This is a genomic window from Campylobacter estrildidarum (genome assembly GCF_005406205.1).
Classification (GTDB): Bacteria; Campylobacterota; Campylobacteria; order Campylobacterales; family Campylobacteraceae; genus Campylobacter_D; species Campylobacter_D estrildidarum.
The window spans coordinates 1-22,517 of sequence record NZ_NXLZ01000006.1; the positions used below are offsets into that span (position 1 = coordinate 1).

Genomic DNA, 22,517 nt, shown 5'->3' on the forward strand with positions numbered 1-22,517 from the left:
TGAGTGAAGAAGAAGTAAGAAAAGCTATGAATAGTTTTAATCTCAAACTTAGTGATGAAGTTGTAGTTCAAGGAGCAGAAATTAACGATATAGATACAACTACTAACCAAAACTACAAAGATCCTATATCCCAAATGTTTGAAGATATAGAAAAATTTCAAAAAGAACAATTAGAACATTTAGAGAAACAAAGAAAAGCAAAAAGACTAGCTGAACAAAGAAAAGTTGATATGAGAGTTTAGAATTAATTAGCCTTTTAATTAAATTAATTTCATTTCTACCGATATACAAGGTAGAAATGATAAAAATATTATCTACCACTATAACCAAAAGGCAGTAAAATGATAAACAATATAAATTCTTATTCAAATTATAATTACTATACAAATACTTTAAATTCTAATAAAAAGAATTCTAAAACAAATGATTCAGTAGATAATAATAACAATAAAGAAATAAACAACAATACAAATTTAAACAATAACATAAATTCAAATAATAATATTTCAAACAATACCTCATTAAAACAAACAAATTCAAATTTGGTAAGTGATAAATCTAAGGCTGTTAATAAAATACTAGGTTATGGTGTAGATGAAGATGGTTTTTTTACTAGTGATTTCAATGAAGCTGCAGGAATACCTAAAGATTATAAGATTAATGCTAAATTAATAGCAAATTTAAATAAAACTTTGACTACAACAGAGCTTATATATAAGCCTTTATATAATTATATAGATTGGGCTAAAGAGCTTGGAAATTTTTATAATGAAAAATTGCAAAGTCTTGATCGTTTTGGAGAAAATTTTAATAAAGAAAAAATTGAAAGTGAATTCCATATTTCTCTTAAAAATGATTTTGAAAAAAGCGACGTATTATTAGGGGTTTTTATATCTAATGATTGGACTAAAATGAAAGAAAGTCAAAGTACTCTTTTTGGTAAAACTTATGGCTTTGATGAAAGCATAAGTAAAAAAGATATGACTGAATTTTATACCTTTATGCAAAAATATCAATTAAAAGATCCAAATAAAATAGAAAAATCATCTTTTAAAGATATAATTCCAGATACTTGGATGGGGATTGATAAGGAAAGAGAAAAGTTGAGAGGTTTTACTTCTTATGCCGTGCAATTTCATTTGGACTATTCTTTAATTAAAAAATCTAAAGATTTTGAAGATGAATTTGATAAGCTTATGAGTGAAGATTTAAGCTTGGAAGAATTTAAAACTAAATATATGGATTTTAAAAAAAGACATGATGAGTTTGTAAAAGAATTTGAAACGGCTATGGGCGATAATTTAATGGTTAAACCCTTCAAACCCATCCAAGCAGAAAGCAAAAACAAAGAAACTTATAAAGATGAAATAAAAAATAGTTTTTGGGAACAATTTTTAAAAGTTCAAAAAGAAAATGGAGTAGATATTTTAGAACTTATGGAAAAACTTAATGAAAAAGGTATAGATAAAAGAGTTTAAAAAAATAATTTTAAAACTTAAAACGATTAAAAACAAATTTATAAAAGTACATCATTATTTCTATAAAAATATTACTATCATAAACTTCTCATCATTTCTACCGATATACAAGGTAGAAGTGATAAATATTATCTACTATTATAATCAAAAGGCAGTAAAAAATGATAAATAGTATAAATTCTTACTCAAATTATAATTATTATACAAATACTTTAAATTCTAAAAAGAATTCTAAAACAAATGATTTAGTAGATAATAATAAAGAAATAAACAACAATACAAATTTAAACAATAACATAAATTCAAATAATAATATTTCAAACAATACCTCTTTAAACCAAATTCAACAAACAAATTCAAATTTAGTAAATGATAAATCACAAGCTATAGATAAAATACTAGGTTATGGTGTAGATGAAGATGGTTTTTTTACAAGTGATTTCAATGAAGCTGCAGGAATACCAAAAGATTATAAGATTTATGCTAAGGGTATGGAGAATTTTGCAAATGAATATTATAAAAGAATAAATAATACTTTTATTAATGTAGATTTTGCTAAAACCATAGGAAATGCCTATAAGCTTTTTTCACAAATTGCACCAGATACAAATTTGAACTCTTTTACACTTGAACAATTACAAAGTATGCCAGCAGCTTTTGTTTATGATGTTGATACATTTGAAATTACAAAAACATTTAATCAAAATGAAGCTAAAGATTATTATAAAGTTGTACTCCCATATGTGAATGAGAGTCATAATGCTACTCAAACTTATCCTAATAAAAATTTTATTGATCCTAAAATTGATAATATTTTTTATACCGCAAAAACTGATATAGGACAAAAAGTTTATACAAACAATGATGGAAGCATAACTAAAGGCGGTGCATTGATGGCTTTTTTGAATGCTAGAATTTCAGAAGCTAATTATTCAATTTTAGTTGGTGATGTAACCATACAAGGTAAAATTTTAGGATTTGATAAAACTATGAATGCAAATGAAATACAAAGTTTAAAAGATTTTATCCAGCAAAATCCTATTACTTATAGTATAACTGGAGATATAGGAGTTGATTTTGTAAATACAATAAAGCTTTTAAGTGGAAATACAGATATAGAAGAATTCAAAAAACAATGGCTAGAAATGAAAGCTAAAAGTGATGCTATGGGAGAAAAATATAAGGCACAAATAGCACAACAAAATTCCAATCTTGCACAACAAACTAATCAAACAAAAGACAAACCCTTCAAACCCATCCAAGCAGAAAGTAAAAACAAAGAAACTTATAAAGATGATAATATAAGAAATGAACTCATAAAAAAACTTCTTGAAAATAAATTTGATTTAGCAAAAGAATTAGAAATTCTTTTTAATGTAAAAATAGATAATGGCAATACAAATAACAATTCTAATACTAATAACAATAATTCTAATTCTAATGATAGCAATTCCAACTCTAATCATCTTAGTAAATTAAGTTCTAAAACTAAACATAGAAGTGTGAATATTAAGGTTTAATTATAGTTTTTTCTATTTATATAAAGTGGTAATTCACGCATAATGCATTTGTTTTGTATAAAACTAATCCCTAGCTTTTGACATTCTTTTTGAACTTCGTTGTTAAAAATTCCAAGCTGAAGCCAAAAATTTTTAATCCCTTTTTGTATGATGATAGGCAATAAATTAGCGGCAAAACTTCCTTTCCTAAACATCAAAACAAGATCGATTTTTTCTTCAATATCATCTAATTTTCTGTATATTTTCTCACCCAAAACTTCTTCAAATTTTGGATAAATAGGACAAATTTTATATCCATTTTTTTGTAAATATTGTCCAACTATAAAAGAAGGTTTGCTAGTATCTACACTTAAGCCCACTATAGCAATAGTCTTTGTTTGATTAAGTATTTTATCTATAATTGCACTTTCATTCATAATTTAATTTCCTATAAGATTTAAAATTATATTAGTCTTATTTTCCTTAAAAAATAAATTCTTTAGCTTAAAGAATAAAATTGTTATAATTAACAAATTAAGGAGAATAAATATGCTTTATCCATATATTTTACTTACTCATTTATTTTGCGCGATATTTTTTATAGGTTATTTGTTTGTAGATATTTTTATTTTAGGAACCATAAAAAGAAAAAATTTTGATTTTGATAAAAAACTTTTTGATTCCTATCGGTGTTAAATTTATGCCTTTTATTGTGCTTATTTTGTTTTTAAGTGGCGGATTATTAGCATCTTTTCATCTTAGTCCTTTAAATTTACTTTTTCTTATGAAAATGTTTCTTGCTTTTACAATCTTATTTTTAGCAATATTTTCTTTGTTTTATCATTTTATACTTAAAAAGGAAAATCCTTTAGGAAATTTTATCCATCCTTTAGTTTTTATACTTTGTATAGGAATTGTTATTTTGGCTAAATTAATGAATTATTTTTTTATTTCTTTGTAAGAAATACTCCGCATTCTAAATGTGGAGTATTGACAAATTGATCAAAAATAGCCATTTTAGAAATTTTATGAGTTTGATCTAATATTTTTAAATTTTCTTTCAAGCTTATAGGATTACAAGAAATATAAATGATATTATCATATTTTTTGATCACATCAATTACACTCTTATCCAAACCTGCACGCGGTGGATCAACTAAAGTATGAGAAAAATCAAAATGATCTAAATTTAGGTTTTTAAGACGAAAAAATTTTCTTTCTTTTTTTAAAGCAGAGCTTAATTCTTCACTAGAAAGTCTTACAAAATCGATATTTGTAATATTATTTAGTTTGCAGTTTTTTAAAGCAAAATTAATATTATTTTTTGAAATTTCAGTAGCTAAAACTTTACGAAAATTATTTGCTAAAGCAAGGGTAAAATTACCATATCCACAATAAAGCTCAAGCAGGTCTTTTTTATTTTGTAAAGCTAAATTTTCATTAACCCAAGTAATCATTTTTTCGTTTATAAAGGTGTTGGGTTGTATAAAACAATCATTGTTAAACTCATAAAGCATTTCTTTATTTTGAATTTGAAGTTTTTGCGTTAAATTCTCATTTTTAAAAACGATTTTTTTCTTTTTACTTCTTGCTATTAGATTACAATTTAAATTACTGCTTAATTTGCTTAAATCACTATAGATTAATTCTACATCTTTATGGTAAAGCAAGGTTGCGCTTAAATCTTGTTTTGTTGCTAAAAACTCGACTCCAAAAAGCTTTTCTTTTAAATTTAAATTCGCTTTGATTTTTTCAAGCAAAATAGGCATAAAATCGCAAATTTTTTTATCAGGAAAATCAATATCTTTTACGATAAACTTTTTTTTATTTTTAGGATCAAACATAGCATAATCAAGCTTATCATTATAGTGATAAAAAGAAAATTCAGCCCTAGTTCTATAATGTTTACTTGGAGATCTAAAAAGTTCAATTTCTCCTTGATAAAGCTCAAGGAAAAATTTTTTTACAAAACAAGCCTTTTCTTCAAAATTTGTTATATTTCCAAATTTTGCAAGACTCATGAAACTTTTTTTCCAATGAGTCGAAGCAACAATACAATAAAAATTAGGTTAAAAGGTAAAACAAACCAAACGCTAATTCCTAAAGAAACAGGAAGATAACCTGCGATCAAAGAAATAGCACAAATAAATAAAGCATATGGAATTTGAGTTCTAACATGTTCTATATGGTCACATTTTGCACTCATTGAGGACAAGATAACATTGTCAGCTATAGGCGAACAATGATTTCCAAAGATAGCTCCTGTTAAAACACAGCTAATATTAATCACCATATAATGATGCATTGAATTTGCATCCATTCCGTTAAGTTGTGCTATTTTATAAGCTAAAGGCACAGCTAAAGGCATTAAAATTCCCATAGTACCATAACTTGTTCCTATGGCAAAGGAAGTAGCCGAAGCAAAGGCAAAAATAGTCGCAGGTAGAATATAATCGGGTAATTTATCAGCTAACAAACTTGAAATAAAAAGTGAAGTTCCAAGATCCTTTACTATACTAGATAAAGACCAAGCAAGCAAAAGCAAAACTATGGTAAAAATCATAGTTTTCCAACCATAAATCCAAGTTTCAATTGCCTCTTTGATATTAAAAATTTTACGATAAACACCAATAAATATTGCAACAATAGCCGCAAATAAAGCCGCTTGAAAAAGAACTACTGATGAGTCAGCTTTTCCAAAAACAATCCTTAGGGTTTCAAAAGAAAGCGGATTTGCATTAGCATTTTCTAATTCTTTTCCCGATAAAGCTCCCAAGCCATTAAAATAAAATCCAAGTAAGGCAAGAAGTATAAGGACAAAAATAGGGAAAATAGCATTAAAAGCACCAATTTTAATCCCTTCTTTTGGTGCAAGAAATTGATCTTCTAATTCTGCGGTATCGAGTGCTCCAGATTTTACAATAGGAGCAACTTGCCCCGTAGTTCTAGCACGCATTTCAGCTTCGTACATAGGTCCAAATTCACGTTTCATAAAAGCAGTTGCAACCACAAAAAAAAGCATAAGGATATTATAAAAACGATAAGGTATGGTTTCTAAGAAAATTCCAAAAGCACTGATATTGTTAATTCCTATATGCTCATAAGCAGTTTTAATAAGAGAAACTTCTAAGCCTATCCAAGTAGAAATTACAGCAATTCCTGCTACAGGTGCTGCAGTAGAATCTATAATAAAAGCAAATTTTTCGCGCGAAATTTTAAATTTATCTGCTAAAGGACGCATGATGGGCCCAACAATAAGCAGGTTAGCGTAATCATCAAAAAAGATTAAAAGCCCCAAAAACCAAGTATTAACTTGAGCACTTACGGCAGATTTTGCCCTTTTGGCAAATTTTAAAGCTACAGCTTTTGCTCCTCCCATTTTTGTTATAAGAGCTACAAGTCCGCCTATGCAGAGAATTTGCAAAATAATACCGGCATTAACAGGATCTGAAGTAGATTGTAAAATATAAAAAATGATTTTAGAAAAAGATTCTATGGTGGTATTATAAAAATTTAAAAACCCTAAAGTTTGCTCTTTAAAAACATTAGAAGATAAACTTAATAAAAAAGTTCCGCTTAGAACCCCTGCAAAAAGTGATAAAATCACATCTTTTGTAATAAAAGCTAAAGCAATTGCGACTAAAGGTGGTACAAGTGTAAATATTCCAAATAAATTAGCATTAGAGGAGGCTTCATTAGCCAAGCAAAAAAAAGGCAAAGATATAAAAAGGAGTAGTCTCATTAGTTTTTCTCTATATAAAAGCCGTTCCAAGTTTGAGTAATTGGCATAAGTTCTATTTCATTAATGTTGATATGTTCAGGAAGATTAATGATAGATAATATTACTTTTGCAATATCTTCAGCACTTATAAATTTCGTATTTTCATATACTTTTTCCGCTTTTTCTTTGTCTCCTTTAAATCTCACTTCGCTAAATTCAGTCTTACATAAACCAGGAGCAATATTGGTAACTTTGATATTTGTACCACGTAAATCATTTCTTAAGGCTTTAGAAAATTGTCCAACAAAAGCTTTAGTTCCACAATAAACATTACCTCCAAAATAAGCATTTGTTGCTGCTACAGATCCTAGATTGAAAATATAAGCATTTTTTTGTTTTCTTAGTATAGGAATTACGGCTCTAGCAATATATAAAAATCCTTTGACATTGGTATCAACCATCGTTTCGATGTCTTCTAAACTCAAGCTATCAAATTCATCTTGTCCTAAAGCAAGTCCTGCATTATTGATTAAAATATCTATTTCTTGAAATTCTTTAGGCAAATTTTGTATCTGCGAGAATACTTCTTTTTTATCACGGATATCCAAGGCGATGATATGCAATTTTTCTTTAAATTCTTGCTTTAAAAGTTCAAGTTTTTCTTTGCGTCTAGCGATAGCTATTACCTTAAAACCTTCTTTGATCAAAGCTTTAGTACAAGCTTCTCCAAAACCAGAACTTGCTCCGGTAATTAAAGCCGTTTTCATTCTAAACTTCCTCCGTAAAATAAATTCTCATTCGCCTTTAAACCTAAGCTTTTTAAGTAGTTTGCATTATCAGTTTTTCCTGCAGCTAAAGCAAAATCAAGGGCATTAAAACCCAAATCATCTACAGCATTTATATTTGCGCCTTTTGCGACTAAAGTTTTTAATATCTCAACATCTCCATAAGTAGCAGCGTGCATTAAGACATTTTTTGAAGTATGATCTAAAGCACAAAAGGTAATAAAATATGGGGTATTTCCATATAAATTTGAAGTAAGGGCTAATTTTTCATTATTATTGATGTATTTTTTATTGACATCAGCTCCATAGTCTAAAAGTAGAGAAATAATATCTTTGCGATTAAATTCAATCGCATAAAACAAAGGTGTTTTTCCAAAAGCATTACTACTATTAACATCTGCACCCATATCTAGTAAAAATTTAGTATTATCATAATTTTCCAAAGCATAAAATAGGGCATTTTCGTAGCCTTCATCAATTTTAGCACCATATTGAATTAAAAACTCTAGTATCGGTTTTTCTCTTTGATTTAAAAGAGCGGCTTGAAGTCCTATTGTGAGTTCATCTTGATTTAAATCATTTTTAAAGATAAAATCTTGAATATAAGATAAGGAATTATTTTTATTTGAAACTACCTTAGCCAAAGGGGTAATATCTTTATAAATTTTAGTTTCTCCGACTGCCCAATTTAAAAATTCATTTAAAGCGTTTGTAACATAGTAGATATTGCTACCTTTATCAAAATTAAAATTGGTTTGGAAATATTTTTCCAAAGGTTCTATTGCTTGATTATACTCTTGCCAAAAAGAACGATAAAGTCTATAATTTCCTATGCTTTGATATGCCCAATATCTAAAATAGGATTTTAAGATATTATATTTTTTTTCTAAATTTTCAGGAGTGTCTAATTCTTTTTGGAAAGAAATTGGATCAAGTGCGATTTTTAAAAGCAAAAGATCAAATTTTTGAAGTTTTGGCAAATATTCTATGCCATTGCAAGCACTATTTTCACCACGAATTTCATTGGCTAATTTATAAAGTTTTTTAGTAAATATTTGGTTTTTTAGAGAGTCTGGACAAGTGGAAGCGATCTTAATATGATCTAAATTTAGATTATCTTTAAAAAAAGTTGCTCTATTGTTTTTGATATAATCGCAATCGATAGCATCTTTTGCCATTAGACCTGCAAAACAATAAAATAAAATAAGCAATAATCTCAAAATTATTTTCCTTCCACTTTTTTAATTCTTAATATTTTAACGTAAATAAGCTTTAAATTTAAATTAATCGTCTAATTTAAAATTATCGATTTCGTTAAAATTTAAATATTTATAGATATTTGCTTTATGAGCATCATTTAATTTATCGCTTACGATTTGCAGATATTCTTCCTTGCTAGGAATTTTTCCTAAAATCGCACACACAGCGGCAAGTTCAGCACTTCCAAGATAAACCTTAGCTCCCATACCCATACGATTGTCGAAATTTCTTGTTGAAGTTGAGAAAACTACTGCACCATCATTTACTCTAGCTTGATTTCCCATACACAAAGAACAACCTGGAACTTCTATTCTAGCACCTGCTGCACCAAAAATACTATAGTATCCTTCTTTTGTGAGTTGTGCTTTATCCATTTTTGTTGGTGGAACTACCCAAAGCCTAGTTTTAAGCATACCTTTGTCTTTTAAAATTTCTCCTAAAGCTCTATAATGTCCTATATTTGTCATACAAGAACCCACAAAAACTTCATCGATATTTTTTGGACGTTGATCGTTGCTTAAAATTTCACTCAAGGTTGCTACATCGTCAGGATCGTTTGGACAAGCTAAAATAGGCTCTTTGATATCATTAAGATTTATATCTATAACATAAGCGTATTTTGCGTCTTTGTCCGCTCTTAAAAGAGTAGGGTTTTTAAGCCATTCTTTCATTTTTTCAGCTCTTCTAGCAAGAGTAGTTTTATTTTCGTAGCCAGCTTCTATCATTGCTTCTATTAAAGAAATATTAGATTTTATGTATTCGCTAACACTTTCTATACTTAAATCTACAGTACAAGCGGCAGCCGATCTTTCTGCACTTGCGTCGCTCAATTCAAAAGCTTGTTCTACTTTTAAATTTGGTAAGCCTTCTATTTCTAAAATTTTTCCAGCAAAAATATTTTTTTTATTTTTCTTTTCTACGCTAAGTTGTCCTTGCTTGATTGCGTAATAAGGTATAGCATTAACAAGATCTCTTAGAGTGATTCCAGCTTGCAATTCTCCACTAAAGCGAACTAAAACACTTTCAGGAACATTTAAAGGCATAGATCCTGTTACAGCAGCAAAGGCTACAAGCCCACTTCCTGCTGGAAAAGAAATTCCTATAGGAAAACGAGTATGGGAATCTCCCCCCGTTCCTACGCTATCAGGCAAAACAAAACGATTAAGCCAAGAGTGAATAACCCCATCACCTGGTTTTAAGCTTACTCCACCGCGACTTGTCATAAAATTAGGTAAAGTTTTATGAAGGTTAGAATCACTTATTTTTGGATAGGCAGCAGTATGACAAAAACTTTGCATTACAAAATCTGCATTAAATCCAAGACTTGCTAATTCTTTAATTTCATCTCGAGTCATTGGTCCTGTTGTATCTTGAGAACCTACAGTTAAAGTGATAGGTTCTATATACATACCAGGACGCACACCTTCGATTCCGCAGGCACGCCCTAGCATTTTTTGAGCTAAAGTATATCCAGTATTTGAAGATTCTGGTTGTTTAGGTTTTGTAAAAATATTTTCATTTTCTAGACCTAAAAATTCTCTCGCTTTAACACAAAGCCCGCGACCTATGATTAGTGGAATTCTTCCTCCAGCTCTTACTTCATCAAGTATGGTATTTGGAGTGAGTTTAAATTCTGCTATAGTAGAATTATTTTTAACAATTTTTCCTTCATAAGGATAAATTTCAAACTTATCTCCCATTTCTAAATTACTTACATCACAGACGATAGGCAGAGCCCCGCTATCTTGAGCAGTGTTAAAGAAAATTGGAGCTATAGTAGAACCTAAAATAATACTACCACTATGTTTATTTGGAACCCCATCAATCTCTTTACCTAAATGCCATTGTATAGAATTGATAGCTGATTTTCTACTCGATCCTGTCCCTACAACATCGCCTACATAAACAACTTCTAAGCCTGTATTTTTTAACTCTTTGATTTTTTCAAGAGAACCTGCCTGACGGACTTTTAACATTGCATTAGCGTGCAAAGGAATATCACTTCTTGTAAAAGCATCTCCTGCAGGACTTAAATCATCTGTATTGGTTTCTCCTGATACTTTAAAAACAACACATTTAATCACTTCTGGAAGTTTTTCTCTTTTAAGAAACCATTCTGCATTAGCCCAGCTTTGCAAAACTTCTTTAGCATAGGCATTATTTTTGCTAAGTTCTGCTATGGTATGAAAATTATCATGTATAAAAATGATGTCTTTAAGTACATTTGCAGCCTCTTGTGCTATGCTTTCATCTTTTAGAGCATCAATTAAGACTTTTACATTATAGCCACCCAACATTGTTTTAAGCATTGAAAATGCACGTTTTTTGTCTATGCTTGGAACATTGATTTTGTTTTTAAGAATAGAGTCTAAAAATTCACATTTAATCAAAGCAGCATCATCAACCCCAGGATTGACACGATTTTGTAAAAGTTCTGCTAATTCTTCATCTTTTTGAGTTTTTAACAATTCGCAAATTTCTTTTACTTGATCTACATTTAGAGGAAGTGGAGGAATTCCTAAATTCTCTCTTTCTTTAACAGCTTTGTTATAATTTTCTTTAAAAGACATTTTATCCCCTTGTTTTTTGTATAATCTTATAACAATTTTAGCTATTTAAAGGAAAAAATATGTTTAAAATTCACTATAAATCTCCAATATGTTACTTATTGTTACAAAGTGATGGCAAATTTTTAACCCAAGTTGATTTTTGTGGTGAAAATCCTGATTTTTCTAGTGATCAGTCTTGTGAGTTATTGAAATTCGCAACTTTGGAGTTAGAAAATTATTTTTCCAAAAAAATAAAAACTTTTAAAACGCCTCTAAAAATTAAAGGAAGTACTTTTGAACAGAAAGCATATCGAGCTTTGATACAAATTCCATATGGAAAATTAGCTACATATAAAGAAATTGCACAAGCCATCCATCACCCAAAAGCCTTTCGTGCAGTAGGAAATGCGAATTCTAAAAATAACATTCCTATTTTTATCCCCTGTCATCGCGTTGTAGCAAGTAATGGACTAGGTGGATATAATGGTGGACTTGAAATAAAAAGATTTTTACTAGAAACTGAAGGGATAAAGCTATAAACTTAAATCCAAACGCAAACCACTATAATTTGATGGTGTAGTGTTTGCTTCTTTAAAAGTATTAACTATATCTTTAATAACCGAACTTAATTTGTTAAAATCTAAATTCAAGGTTTTATTTTGATAATCTTGCTTAGAAAGTCCTAGAAAATTAAGACTTTTATCTACAAATTGTTCTTTTAAATTTTCATAGTATTTTTGAAATTTTTCTTTATCGAATTCACCATTTTCATTAAAAAATTCTTTAAAATCTTTTTTTAGCGTTTCAAGTTCTTCTTTACTGAGACTTTTTGTGTCAAAATTATTTTGAGCTAATTTCCCAAAGATTTCTAAAGCATCCTTATCTCTTAAAAGTAAATCAAGTAAAGTCAAAGCTCCTTTTGTAGGATCAAAAGTATAATCTAATATCACGTAATTAGCTAAATCCATACTTTGCTGCTTCATCTCTTTTTCGGTTAAAATTTCTTTATAGAGGATCAAACCATCAGAGTCTTTATCGTTTTTTATGGTTTTATCGAGTTCTAGTGCTAGAGTAGGAGCTGCAAATTTACCTTCATTGTAAAGGGTTTTTTGTGCCTTTTTAAAATCTTCAGGCATTCCATCAGGAGCAGTTGCTATACCATTTAATTTAACATAAGATTCCACGTAACTCAAGTTACTTTCAATAATTTTATTTTTATAAAGACGAAAATAACCATGCGAAGTAAAACCACTTCTTGTTTCATCAAGCTCATTTTTATTTAAATAGCCATCGTGATTAGCATCAGCTGCTAAATAACCCCTTTGATATGCTATATCCCCATACCAAGATGAAACAAATTTTTCAACTTCACCATTTAAAATATAAGATCCATCTTTTCTTTGATAAAAATCAAAACTACCAAATGTATTTTTAAGTTTTTCTATACTTTCTGTACTTAAGGCACTGTTTGTGATATTTTGCGTGATAGGATCTCTAAAATAGATGTTTATCATACCACTTTGTGCGTTTTTTACTTTTTCATCAAGTTCTAAGGGCTTTAGATTTTCATCTATAGTTTTTAAATTTTCTCTGCTTTGTTTTTCTAAGTCAGCTTTTAAGCCCTTATAAACCATAGAATTTACTGGATAATAAAATTTAGTCGATGAAAAATCTAAAGCCATGTTTGATCTTTAACCTTCCGGATTAGTATCGATACCATAATAAGTCAAGCAGGCCCACCGAGCAAGAATTTTTTGCTGTTTTGTCCCATTGGCTTTAGTGTTTAAGCAAAGTTTATAATTTTGCATATTTTGAGCTGGGGTAAGATAAGGATTGCCCCAAGCAAACGCAGAAGTAGCACCAAAAATAGCTAAGGCTATTAAAGCAATCTTTCGCATCAACAAACTCCTTTGATATAAATTACATAATCGGTTAAAAACAAAAAAAACTTTATAGTTTTTTAAAAATATTTTTAAAATAGGCTTGGAGTATTTGTATCACTTATTTTGAAAGCATTTTCAAAATCATTTATATTTGCTAAAACTGCACAATAAGTAAAATCTTTAAATTTTTTCAAGTCTTTGATTTCGTTGTAAGAAAAATCACAAAATAAAGAATTTTTCAAAGCCGTTTTAAATCCATTGAAGTCTTTAAATTTCTCTTGCCAAAATTCCATTTCTTCTTCATTTTCTAGCACAATAAAAGCTCTAGTACTTGTTCCAAATTCTACAATTTGCATTGCTTCATTGACAAAATAAATTTTAAAAAGATCTAGATTATTTAGATTAAAATGAATTTTAAGTTGATTTTTTTTGCAAAAATTTACAAATTGGCTAAAAATTTCTATATATAAAAATGGCAAGTTAAGTTTTTTAAAATATAAATCATCGCAAATGAAGCTACTATAAAAAGGTGTAGAATTTTCAAACTTGGTCAATTTTATATTTTCTAAAGTTTCGTAATGAGTGGCAATTTTTAAAAGATATTCTTTTTCGTTAAAACAAAAAAAATCTCCTTTTTTGGCTTTAATTAAAGAATTAAAATCCAAAAAAATATTTCCATATAAAGTTTTCAAGAAAAAGACTTTACAAAAATTTAGTTCTCTTTTTGAGCAAAGTAAAAACTTACATTCCTTTTCTTCGCATAAAAAACGAAAAAGTCTAAAAAGTGCATTTTCTAAATCTTGGACTTTAAGATAGTATAATTCCTTATCTATGATCTTTATATCTTTCTCATAGATAATAGCATAAGCTCCTTTTTGTATAGCTTCTTTGGTTTTATTTTTATCATTACAAAAGAAAGCATAACTTGGTTTGACTTCATCAAGACTAAGAGCAAAGCCACCTATACTTAAAATACTTCCTTCTTGTATGAGTTTAGCATTTAAAAGTTCGATTAAATTACTAATATTCATTAGCTTATTAAAGAACCATTTTCTACGATTTGTTCAGGAGAGATTAAAACAAGCTTATCTCCACTTTTTGCTGAAAGTATCATACCATCGCTTTCGTGTCCGAAGATCTTTGCTTTTTTCAGATTGCTTAAAACACAGACTTGTTTTCCTATTAAATCCTTTGCTTTGTAAAATTTAGCTATTCCGGATAAAACTTGACGGATTTCTTTATTATCAAATTCAAGTTGAAATTTTAGAAGTTTTTCGCTACCTTCTATATTTTGACAATCTATAACTTTTGCAACTTTTATTTCTAATTTGGCAAAATCATCAATTTTTATTTTCGCTTTTTCTTCTTTTTTGATTTCTTGTTTGCTTTCTAAATTTATTTTTTCTATTTTTGGAAACAAAGCCTCGCAAGGACTTGCCATGAAATCTAATAACTCATTATTGATTATTAATTTTTCATAATTAGATTTTGAAATTTCAAAATCTAAGGCTTTGGCAACTTTTTGACAAGAATCAGGCAGAACAGGGCTTAATAAAATGCTTGCCTTAGCTAAAATGTTTGCACAAAGTCCAATGAGTGCATTAGCTTGTTCTTGTTTATTTTCTTTGATTAAATTCCAAGGTTCATATTTACTGATAGCTAAATTGGCTACATTTAAAGCTTTAAAAATTTCTTCTAAATAACGATTGCATTGTAAATTTTCTAAAAAATCAATAGCGAGTTTTAGATACTGCATTACTTCATCAAGTTCATTTTTATAAAGATTTAAAATCCCATTTTGAGAGATCTTTCCATCGTTATATTTATTACTCATACCTATAATGCGATTAAGTAAATTTCCAAATTCGTTACTCAATTCAGCATTGATGCGATTAATGAGCATATTTTCACTAAAGTCCCCATCGTTTCCAAAAGGAACTTCTCTAAGTAAAAAGTACCTAAAAGCTTCTATGCCATAAGTGTCTGCAATTTCTTTAGGTTTTATTACATTGCCCTTAGATTTACTCATTTTTTCACCTTCTTTAGTCCACCAACCATGAGCGCCTATAAATTTAGGCAAAGGTAAATCTACACTCATTAAAAAAGCCGGCCAATAAATCGCATGAAAGCGTAAAATATCCTTACCAACTAAATGTATATGCGCAGGCCAAAATTTTTCTTTTTCACTGCCCAAAGAACTAACATAAATGAAAAGTGCGTCAAGCCAAACATAAATAATATGTTTATCATCATTAATTTCTTTTGGAAGTTTAATACCCCAATCAAAACTTGTTCTTGTTATCGAAAGATCTTTTAGTCCATTTTGAATAAAATTAATGAGTTCATTTTTTTTATTCTTTGGTAAAATAGGATCTTTTTCTTCATACCATTTTAAAATTTTATCTTGATAATTTGAAAGTCTAAAAAAATAACTTTCTTCTTTTAAAAGTGTTGTAATTTTTCCACAATCTGGGCAACAATTTTCATTGATCAATTGACTTTTAGTAAAAAAGCTTTCACAAGAAATACAATAATGTCCTTCATATTGATCCTTGTAAATATCTCCTTTTTGCCACATTTTTAAGAACATAGCTTGAACAAAAGCAATATGCTTTTCATCAGTGGTTCTTGCATAAATATCGTAATTTATTTTTAATTCATCCCAAAGTTTTTTAAATTCGGCACTGATTTTATCTGTGTATTCTTTAGGTGTAAATTTTCTTTCTTTTGCTGCTTGTTCGATTTTTTGACCGTGTTCATCAGTCCCTGTTAGAAATTTTGTTTCGTGTCCTTGCAAGCGATAAAATCTAGCTATAGTATCACCAATAATGGTTGTATAAGCGTGTCCTAGATGCGGCACATCATTTACATAATAAATAGGAGTTGTAATATAACGCATAGATATTTCCTTAAAAATCAAATCCGCCTTCAGTTTTACCTTTAGACATACTATTATAAACCGCATCGACATAGTCTTTGCGTGTTTGACAAGCAAAAATTTCTTGACAATTATAACAAGAATTTAAATTTTTTGAATTTTGACAGGATAATAAAATTTCTTTTTTATTATCCATATCCTGTTCAAATTCGTCTCTGATTTCAGCCATTATAAAATTCTAGTAATTTTGAAATTTCATATTTTGAACCAAAGAAACAAGGGGTTGTTGCGTGTATAGCGTCAAATTCAAGGTCTAGTAGGGATTGGTTGTTTCCATTTGTGGTTTTTCCGCCTGCCTTTTCTACAATAAATGCTAAAGGGAAAACTTCAAAAAAAGCTCTTAATTTTCCTAAAGGAGCATCTTTGGTTGCTGGATAACTGAAAATCCCTCCTCCTTTGAGTAAAATTTGATTAATATCACTCACCATAGCTCCAGAATATCTTAAGCGGTAATTTTCTTCAAATAAGGATTTGATGAATTTGGAGTGTTTTTCATCCCAAAATTTTTGTGTTCCACCTGTAGCATTGATTTTGCCTTTTTCTTCCATTTTAAGATCTTTGATAAAAGTAAATTGATTGTTTTTATCAAGCCTATAAAGTTTAGGAGTATCTTCGCAAATTACAAGTTCTAATCTTGCTCCATACATACTATAAACAGCCGCTTTTAAATTTTTAGCACTAGGTTTTTGTTCATAAATGCCAAAAATAGAGCCTATTGCGAAATTAACATCCATCAAACTAGATCCATCTAACGGATCATAGGCTACAATATATTTTGCATTTTCATTAACAGTTAAAATCTCATTTTTCTCTTCACTAATGATAGCTTTAAGGCTGGGACATTGAGTTAAAGTTTTTGTGATGATTTCATCACTTAAAATATCAAATTTAAGTTGAGTATCACCAGTAGAATTGTGATTTTGACTATAACTTGTATCTGGAAATTTTAAAGCATCTGAAATTTCCAAAACCGCTTTTTGTATGTAAGAAATTAATTCTTCCATTGCAACTCTCCTTTTTAGATTTTTTTTGCATTCTCTAATATATATCTACAAATTTCTTTAATATTGTTTAAATCTAGCCAAATTAAGTTCGGATATGAAATTTTGTCATAACTTGCAATAGCATTTGAAAACGGAAAATAACTTTCATCAATATCTTTACAAAAAACACTAATACGTGGTAAATCTAAGCTTTTTAAACCCTCAACCAAACAAATGTCAAAATCAGGTACTAATTTTAAAGCTTCTAAAATATTTCTTTCTTGATGAGAAAAAAAAGTAGTTCGAGTAGGGCTTAAAACTATCACTTCAGCACCACTTTGAAAAAATTTAAAACTATCTTTGCCGTTAAAATCAAATTGTGCTTTATCTGCAGGATCGTGTTTAATAATAAGAACTTTTAGATTTTGTTCCATAAAATCATTTGCAATTTTTGTTATAAGTGTTGTTTTTCCCGAATTTGACGGACCGCTAAAAGCCATGATCAATTGCTTCATTTATGTCTTCCTAAAAAATTAAAACTAAATTATAATATTTTAAAGCAAAAAATAGAGTTAAATGGCTAAAATTACAAAAAAATATTTTTTAGGATAAATATGAGAATTTCTTTTTTGTTTGTATGCATTCTATTTTTTAGTGCATGTTCTGTAAAAAATCCTGCTATTGCGGATATAAATTTAAAAACCCAAACCTTAATGTTTTCACAAAAATATAAAATAACTCAAGATAAATTCAATGCTATAATCACTATGTCTTATTTGAATCCAGTTTTGGATAGTTCTAGCCAAGATGATATTTTTGCTTTCACCCTTACTCCTAATACTTTTAAAATCGATAATTTGGAAGTTTTTATTAATCATAGAAAAGCAAATATACAGGAGCTAGATCAAGAATTTTTTAAGTATTTACTACAAAATAATTATACAAAATATCTTAAAATTTCTCTTCCTAGTATAAAAACGGAAAATTTTATCAAGGCTAAGATTTGCTTGAATCATTTGCCTTGTTTTGAATTAAATTTTCAAAAATATCCGAAATCTTTATACTATCGTTCAGAAGATATCGATACACAATATAATTAGCTAATACTTTTTTGCCATAAATACGACTTTCTTGATAAGGTATGAGTTCCATAGACAAAAAAGGCTCATATTTTCCGTTTTTAAACATATCTTCTCTAGCTAATACTTTGTTTGTAAAACCTATACCTCCATTATAAGCATAAGCTATAAATAATGGAGATTTAAGTTTTTTTTCTAAATAATCTAAATGACGATTTCCAAAATAATAAGCAATTTCAGGTTTGAACATAAAATCTTGATCGAAATTTGGAATTTTTAATTCTTTTTCTCCTATATGATTAGCCAAAAAAGGCATAAATTGCATCATTCCTAAGGCATAAGAAACTGAAATAGCAGTAGGTATAAAGCGACTTTCTTGTCTTGCAATAGCTAAAATTAAAGCTTGTCTAGGAATATCATAATCTTTGATATATTGATAATAAGGTGTGATAAAATAATGCTTTTTAAATTTAGATTTTCTTTCTAAAATATAAGCATAAATTGGTAAAGTTTCTTCTGTATCAAATTTTTTAGCTAATTCATCTAGTTGAGTAGCATTGGCTTCAAGTATGGTTTTATTGAGTTTTTGCCAAGCAAATGGATCTTGCATGTTAAAATTATTTTTTTCTTTATGAATTTGTATGGTTTCAATTTTTGGAAAAGCCGAGTTTGTAAGTTCTTTAGCATAAAGACTATAAATATTTAAAGAGTTACTTTGTGCTAAATTTTGCAAATCTTTTTTATCTTTTTTAATCATCCACATCCAAAAAATAGCATTATCCTTACTACTACGACTTTTAAAAGTTTGTGCTGCTTGTTTAAAAAATTCATAAGCAATATGTTCTTGATCGTATGTTAGAGCATTTACACCTAAATAAAATGCGGTATATTCTTTAGTGTTTTGTGGATCAACTTGCAATAGCGAATATCTGAATTTTGGATAATGTTGTCGAATAACAATGGTTTGCACAAAGTCATTAAAGCCAGAATGAATAGAAAGTTTATTAACAAAATTTGTATTTAGTTCAAAATCATTATGATTTATTTTTAAATACTTATAAAGTTTAAAAAAACCATTTGTATCTTCTTTTTCTTCCATGTATTTCATAGGCTCATTAGAATTAAAAGCAAGGAGTAAATTTGTTAAATCAGGTCTTATGGAATCAAATTTTTTTGCCAATATGTCTCTATATTTAGTATCTAGACTTGAAATAAAAGCTAAAGATTTTAAGCGAATACTTTGACAGCTTAAATTTGCATCCAAGATAGTATTTTTTGTATAAGTGTAACAATGTGCGTATTTTGGATTAATATAAATTTTAACAGGAAATATTTTTTCAAGTTTAGATCTTATTTTTCCAGCGTAACGAAAAATATGAGATTTTAAGCCTTGAATTTCTTTTTTATTGAGGGTTTTTTTCTCTAAAAGTCTATAAATATAGTAATCTTTTGCTAAGGAGTTATCTTGTTTTTTTAGTGTTTCTAAATCATATTCAAGTGCATTAAGATATATAAAACTTAAAAATAACAACCATATTTTTTTCACAAAATACTCCTTAAAATACTGCCCAAGAAAAAGCTAAGGAATTGCAAAGCCAAAAGTATGATTAAAGGGGCTAAATCAATATTGCCTATACGTGTTGGAATTTTTCTTACTAAAGCATAGGCTGGATAACTAAGCTTGTATAAAATTTGAACGATAGGATTATATGGATCAGGATTAACCCAACTTAAAAGCGCAGTAATAACAATAATCCAAGTATAGATATTGATAATAATTTGTAATACTTGAAAAATAGAATAAATAAGAGAATCTATAATCATAATTTACATCCTTGCTAATTCATGTATAAAATTTTTTATATGCGGATAAAGGTCGTTAAGTTCAGGTCCGTGAATGTTTCCTGTTAAAACAATTCTTAAAGGCATAAAGAAATTCTTACCCTTTAATCCGCTTTTTTGCAAAAGATAGCTTTTAAAATCATCGTAATTTTCAAAAAGTTCTATATCGCTTAAAAGCTCTTTTAAAATTTGACATTCTTTTTCAAATTCAAGATAATCTTTAGGGCTAAAAATAGCATGAATTTTATCTTTTAATTCATTGGTTGTGCTAGCTTCTTGAGTATAAAATTTTGCTAACTCTGCGAGGTCTTTTTCAAAATTTAAAATTTGATTGAGTTTGGAATTTTCCATTGATTTTATATGTTCTCGGTTTATTTGTAAAAGTTTTTTAAGATCAAATCTTGCAGGAGATTTGGAAATTTTATTGATATCAAACCAAGAGATTGCTTCTTCTAAGGTGAAAATTTCACAAGGAGTTTTATTGCCTAATATAATAAGATAATTTGCAATTGCGCTTGGCAATATTCCTTGTTCAAGTAACCATTTTACAGAAGAGTGCGCTTCTCTTTTACTCATCTTAACACCTTGCTCATTAAGGATAATAGGCAGATGGGCATAGCTTATTTTTTGTTTATAGTCTAAACTTGCGCGAATATGTTCTTGCTTAGGGGTATTAGATACATGATCTTCCCCACGTATAATACAGGTTATATTTTCAAGCATATCATCAACCGCACAAGCAAAATTATAAGTAGGAGTTTTATCAGTTCTCATAATGACAAAAGAATCGATATTTTCAGGTTCAAAACTAAGTTCACCTTTGATAAGATCTGAAAAATTTATTGTTTTTTCAGGCTTTTTAAGTCGAATAACAAAAGGTTTTTCACATTCTAAAACATCAATGTCTGCTAATTTTTCACAAGTTCCATCATAGCGATAAGGCTTTCCTTGTTGTTTTGCTAATTCTTTTTTTTCTTCCAGTTCTTTTTCGGTACAAAAACAAGCAAAAGCTTTTTTTTCACTTACAAGTTTTAAAGCCATTTGGCGATGAAATTTCAAATTTTCACTTTGTATGTAATAATCTTGCCAAGAAATTCCAAAAAGTTGTAAAATTTCTTTTATTTCTTCTTCTTTGCCTTCTATATTTCTCGCTTTGTCGGTATCTTCAATACGTAAAATAAAATGAATATTTTTTTGCTTAGCACAAATATAATTAAACAAGGCTACACGCAAATTTCCTATATGCATATCTCCTGTTGGAGACGGAGCGAAACGATACATTTTAAACCTTAAATTTTCAAAATTATAAAATAAAATTATAGCAAAGAAATTTATATAGATATTTAATATTTCCTTTGGTATAATTATTTTTATGATGTATTTATTTTTTTGTTTTATAGTATTAATAATTCTTGGATCATTAAATTTATATATTTACAAGCGACTAATTAAAAAATTTTTACTTTTTAAATATTTTCATAAATTATTCGCATTTGTTTTAGCGATACTTTTCTTAGTTCAAATTATATTTTTAATACTTAGAAGAAATCAGTATGAGTATTTAAACGATTCTTTATATGAAATTTTAGCTATGCTTTACGCACCAACATACTGTTTGTTTTTTGTAACGCTAATACTTGATTTTATAAGGCTTGTATTAGCTCTGTTGGGTAGGATCGATAGAAAATATAATATATTTTTACGCTTATTGTTTGAAACAGGCGTAATAGCTATCTCGGCGTTTTTAACCTATGCAAGCGTAAATAGTGCTTTAAAAATTCCTGAAATAAAAACTTTAAATTTACAAATAGCCAATTTAAAAAAAGATTTGAAAATCGCCGTATTAACCGATATCCATTTGGGTAAAAATTTACATGAAAATTTTTTAGATCAAATTATAAATAAAGTAAATTTAGAAAAACCAGATATGGTTTTTATTATCGGAGATTTAATCGATGTTAATCCTGAGCATTTAAAATCTTATATTTCAAAAATAAATGATCTTAATTCTACTTACGGAACTTTCTATGTTGTGGGAAATCACGAGTATTATCACGGTATCAATAAAGTTTTAAATTTACTTAAAACTTATACAAAAATGAAAATTTTACTCAATCAAAATGAAGATTTGGGTTTTGTTAATATTGCAGGATTATCCGATTTAGCAGGGATCGGCAAAGGACTATATGCTCCTAATTTAGAAAGAATAAAAGCGGATTTAAATACAAGCAAACCAAGTATTTTACTTACCCATCAGCCAAAAGCAGCTTTGCTTTATAATTTAAAAGATTTTGATTTAATTTTAAGCGGACATACTCATGGAGGACAAATTTTCCCTTTTATGCTTTTGGTGAAACTTCAACAAGGTTTTGTTTATGGACTTTATAATTTAAATCAAAAAACCAAGCTTTATGTAAGCAGCGGAGCTGGTTTTTGGGGACCAAGTCTTAGAGTTTTTGCTCCAAGTGAAATTGTGATTTTAAATTTAAAAGGAAAATGA

The 22,517-nt window shown here is 28.4% G+C and carries 24 protein-coding genes; 8 read left to right on the plus strand and 16 right to left on the minus strand.

All coding sequences use genetic code 11. The annotated features are described in order from the left end of the window. The 3 genes from CQA69_RS08945 to CQA69_RS04255 all read left to right on the plus strand — a co-directional run. The coding region (locus CQA69_RS08945; protein ID WP_171000317.1) for a hypothetical protein at window positions 1–242 on the plus strand (242 nt) is incomplete at its 5' end. Window positions 243–341: 99 nt separating this feature from the next. Next, the gene (locus CQA69_RS04250; RefSeq protein WP_137620570.1) at window positions 342–1,478 is read left to right on the plus strand and encodes a hypothetical protein; all 1,137 of its coding nucleotides are present in this window, start codon (window positions 342–344) and stop codon (window positions 1,476–1,478) included. A gap of 161 nt (window positions 1,479–1,639) precedes the next feature. Beyond that, on the plus strand, window positions 1,640–2,998 hold the full coding sequence (locus CQA69_RS04255; RefSeq protein WP_171000319.1) for a Cj0814 family flagellar-dependent secreted protein: 1,359 nt from the start codon (window positions 1,640–1,642) through the stop codon (window positions 2,996–2,998). Here CQA69_RS04255 and CQA69_RS04260 read toward each other — a convergent pair. Further along, entirely contained in the window at window positions 2,995–3,414 is a 420-nt protein-coding gene (locus tag CQA69_RS04260; protein WP_137620571.1) for a CoA-binding protein, read from the minus strand. The two genes, CQA69_RS04255 and CQA69_RS04260, sit on opposite strands and share 4 nt — an antisense overlap. A 112-nt stretch (window positions 3,415–3,526) precedes the next feature. Between CQA69_RS04260 and CQA69_RS08950 the strand changes: the two genes are divergently transcribed. Together CQA69_RS08950 and CQA69_RS08955 are read left to right on the plus strand one after the other, a co-directional pair. Next, complete coding sequence (locus CQA69_RS08950; RefSeq protein ID WP_171000321.1) at window positions 3,527–3,673, plus strand: hypothetical protein; 147 nt, start codon at window positions 3,527–3,529, stop codon at window positions 3,671–3,673. A 4-nt stretch (window positions 3,674–3,677) separates the two neighbouring features. Further along, window positions 3,678–3,938, plus strand: a complete 261-nt coding sequence (locus CQA69_RS08955) for a hypothetical protein (RefSeq protein WP_171000323.1) — start codon at window positions 3,678–3,680, stop codon at window positions 3,936–3,938. On the opposite strand, the gene trmA is transcribed toward CQA69_RS08955, so the two are convergent. From trmA to CQA69_RS04290, 5 genes are all read right to left on the minus strand, one after another. After that, entirely contained in the window at window positions 3,925–4,998 is a 1,074-nt protein-coding gene (gene trmA, locus CQA69_RS04270) for a tRNA (uridine(54)-C5)-methyltransferase TrmA (RefSeq protein ID WP_137620572.1), read from the minus strand. The two genes, CQA69_RS08955 and trmA, sit on opposite strands and share 14 nt — an antisense overlap. Next, window positions 4,995–6,719 carry a Na+/H+ antiporter NhaC family protein gene (locus tag CQA69_RS04275; RefSeq protein WP_137620573.1) on the minus strand — a complete coding sequence of 575 codons (1,725 nt, stop codon included), beginning with the start codon at window positions 6,717–6,719 and terminating at the stop codon, window positions 4,995–4,997. Before CQA69_RS04275 ends, trmA begins: the two co-directional genes overlap by 4 nt. Then, a complete protein-coding gene (locus CQA69_RS04280) occupies window positions 6,719–7,465 on the minus strand; it encodes an SDR family NAD(P)-dependent oxidoreductase (RefSeq protein ID WP_137620574.1) in 747 nt (248 codons plus the stop codon). The genes CQA69_RS04275 and CQA69_RS04280 overlap by 1 nt, the downstream gene beginning before the upstream one ends. Beyond that, window positions 7,462–8,661, minus strand: coding sequence for an ankyrin repeat domain-containing protein (locus CQA69_RS04285; RefSeq protein ID WP_407924068.1), 1,200 nt, complete (start codon window positions 8,659–8,661; stop codon window positions 7,462–7,464). Before CQA69_RS04285 ends, CQA69_RS04280 begins: the two co-directional genes overlap by 4 nt. A gap of 105 nt (window positions 8,662–8,766) precedes the next feature. After that, window positions 8,767–11,313 carry a bifunctional aconitate hydratase 2/2-methylisocitrate dehydratase gene (locus CQA69_RS04290; protein ID WP_137620576.1) on the minus strand — a complete coding sequence of 849 codons (2,547 nt, stop codon included), beginning with the start codon at window positions 11,311–11,313 and terminating at the stop codon, window positions 8,767–8,769. Between the two features lie 59 nt (window positions 11,314–11,372). Between CQA69_RS04290 and CQA69_RS04295 the strand changes: the two genes are divergently transcribed. After that, window positions 11,373–11,831, plus strand: coding sequence for a methylated-DNA--[protein]-cysteine S-methyltransferase (locus CQA69_RS04295; protein ID WP_137620577.1), 459 nt, complete (start codon window positions 11,373–11,375; stop codon window positions 11,829–11,831). Here the strand turns inward: CQA69_RS04295 and CQA69_RS04300 are convergent. The 7 genes from CQA69_RS04300 to mobB form a co-directional block, all read right to left on the minus strand. After that, window positions 11,826–12,974, minus strand: coding sequence for a hypothetical protein (locus CQA69_RS04300; protein WP_137620578.1), 1,149 nt, complete (start codon window positions 12,972–12,974; stop codon window positions 11,826–11,828). The two genes, CQA69_RS04295 and CQA69_RS04300, sit on opposite strands and share 6 nt — an antisense overlap. A gap of 9 nt (window positions 12,975–12,983) precedes the next feature. Further along, entirely contained in the window at window positions 12,984–13,190 is a 207-nt protein-coding gene (locus tag CQA69_RS04305; RefSeq protein ID WP_137620579.1) for a hypothetical protein, read from the minus strand. A gap of 74 nt (window positions 13,191–13,264) precedes the next feature. Further along, complete coding sequence (locus CQA69_RS04310) at window positions 13,265–14,206, minus strand: hypothetical protein (RefSeq protein WP_137620580.1); 942 nt, start codon at window positions 14,204–14,206, stop codon at window positions 13,265–13,267. After that, window positions 14,206–16,074 carry a methionine--tRNA ligase gene (metG, locus tag CQA69_RS04315; protein WP_137620581.1) on the minus strand — a complete coding sequence of 623 codons (1,869 nt, stop codon included), beginning with the start codon at window positions 16,072–16,074 and terminating at the stop codon, window positions 14,206–14,208. Before metG ends, CQA69_RS04310 begins: the two co-directional genes overlap by 1 nt. A 10-nt stretch (window positions 16,075–16,084) precedes the next feature. After that, entirely contained in the window at window positions 16,085–16,282 is a 198-nt protein-coding gene (locus CQA69_RS04320; RefSeq protein WP_137620582.1) for a hypothetical protein, read from the minus strand. Then, window positions 16,275–17,117: a class 1 fructose-bisphosphatase gene (locus CQA69_RS04325; RefSeq protein ID WP_137620583.1), complete on the minus strand. Its 843-nt coding sequence runs from the start codon at window positions 17,115–17,117 to the stop codon at window positions 16,275–16,277. Before CQA69_RS04325 ends, CQA69_RS04320 begins: the two co-directional genes overlap by 8 nt. A gap of 14 nt (window positions 17,118–17,131) precedes the next feature. Then, the gene (gene mobB, locus CQA69_RS04330) at window positions 17,132–17,611 is read right to left on the minus strand and encodes a molybdopterin-guanine dinucleotide biosynthesis protein B (RefSeq protein ID WP_137620584.1); all 480 of its coding nucleotides are present in this window, start codon (window positions 17,609–17,611) and stop codon (window positions 17,132–17,134) included. 99 nt (window positions 17,612–17,710) lie between these two features. On the opposite strand from mobB, the gene CQA69_RS04335 reads away from it, so the two are divergent. Continuing rightward, window positions 17,711–18,196, plus strand: a complete 486-nt coding sequence (locus CQA69_RS04335; RefSeq protein WP_246023115.1) for a hypothetical protein — start codon at window positions 17,711–17,713, stop codon at window positions 18,194–18,196. Here CQA69_RS04335 and CQA69_RS04340 read toward each other — a convergent pair. From CQA69_RS04340 to gltX, 3 genes are read right to left on the minus strand one after another with little or no spacing between them, the layout of a single operon-like run. After that, entirely contained in the window at window positions 18,093–19,721 is a 1,629-nt protein-coding gene (locus CQA69_RS04340) for a lytic transglycosylase domain-containing protein (protein WP_137620585.1), read from the minus strand. The two genes, CQA69_RS04335 and CQA69_RS04340, sit on opposite strands and share 104 nt — an antisense overlap. Then, complete coding sequence (locus CQA69_RS04345; protein WP_137620586.1) at window positions 19,718–19,999, minus strand: YggT family protein; 282 nt, start codon at window positions 19,997–19,999, stop codon at window positions 19,718–19,720. The genes CQA69_RS04340 and CQA69_RS04345 overlap by 4 nt, the downstream gene beginning before the upstream one ends. 3 nt (window positions 20,000–20,002) lie before the next feature. After that, on the minus strand, window positions 20,003–21,298 hold the full coding sequence (gene gltX, locus CQA69_RS04350; protein WP_137620587.1) for a glutamate--tRNA ligase: 1,296 nt from the start codon (window positions 21,296–21,298) through the stop codon (window positions 20,003–20,005). Between the two features lie 91 nt (window positions 21,299–21,389). Between gltX and CQA69_RS04355 the strand changes: the two genes are divergently transcribed. Continuing rightward, the gene (locus CQA69_RS04355; protein WP_137620588.1) at window positions 21,390–22,517 is read left to right on the plus strand and encodes a metallophosphoesterase; all 1,128 of its coding nucleotides are present in this window, start codon (window positions 21,390–21,392) and stop codon (window positions 22,515–22,517) included.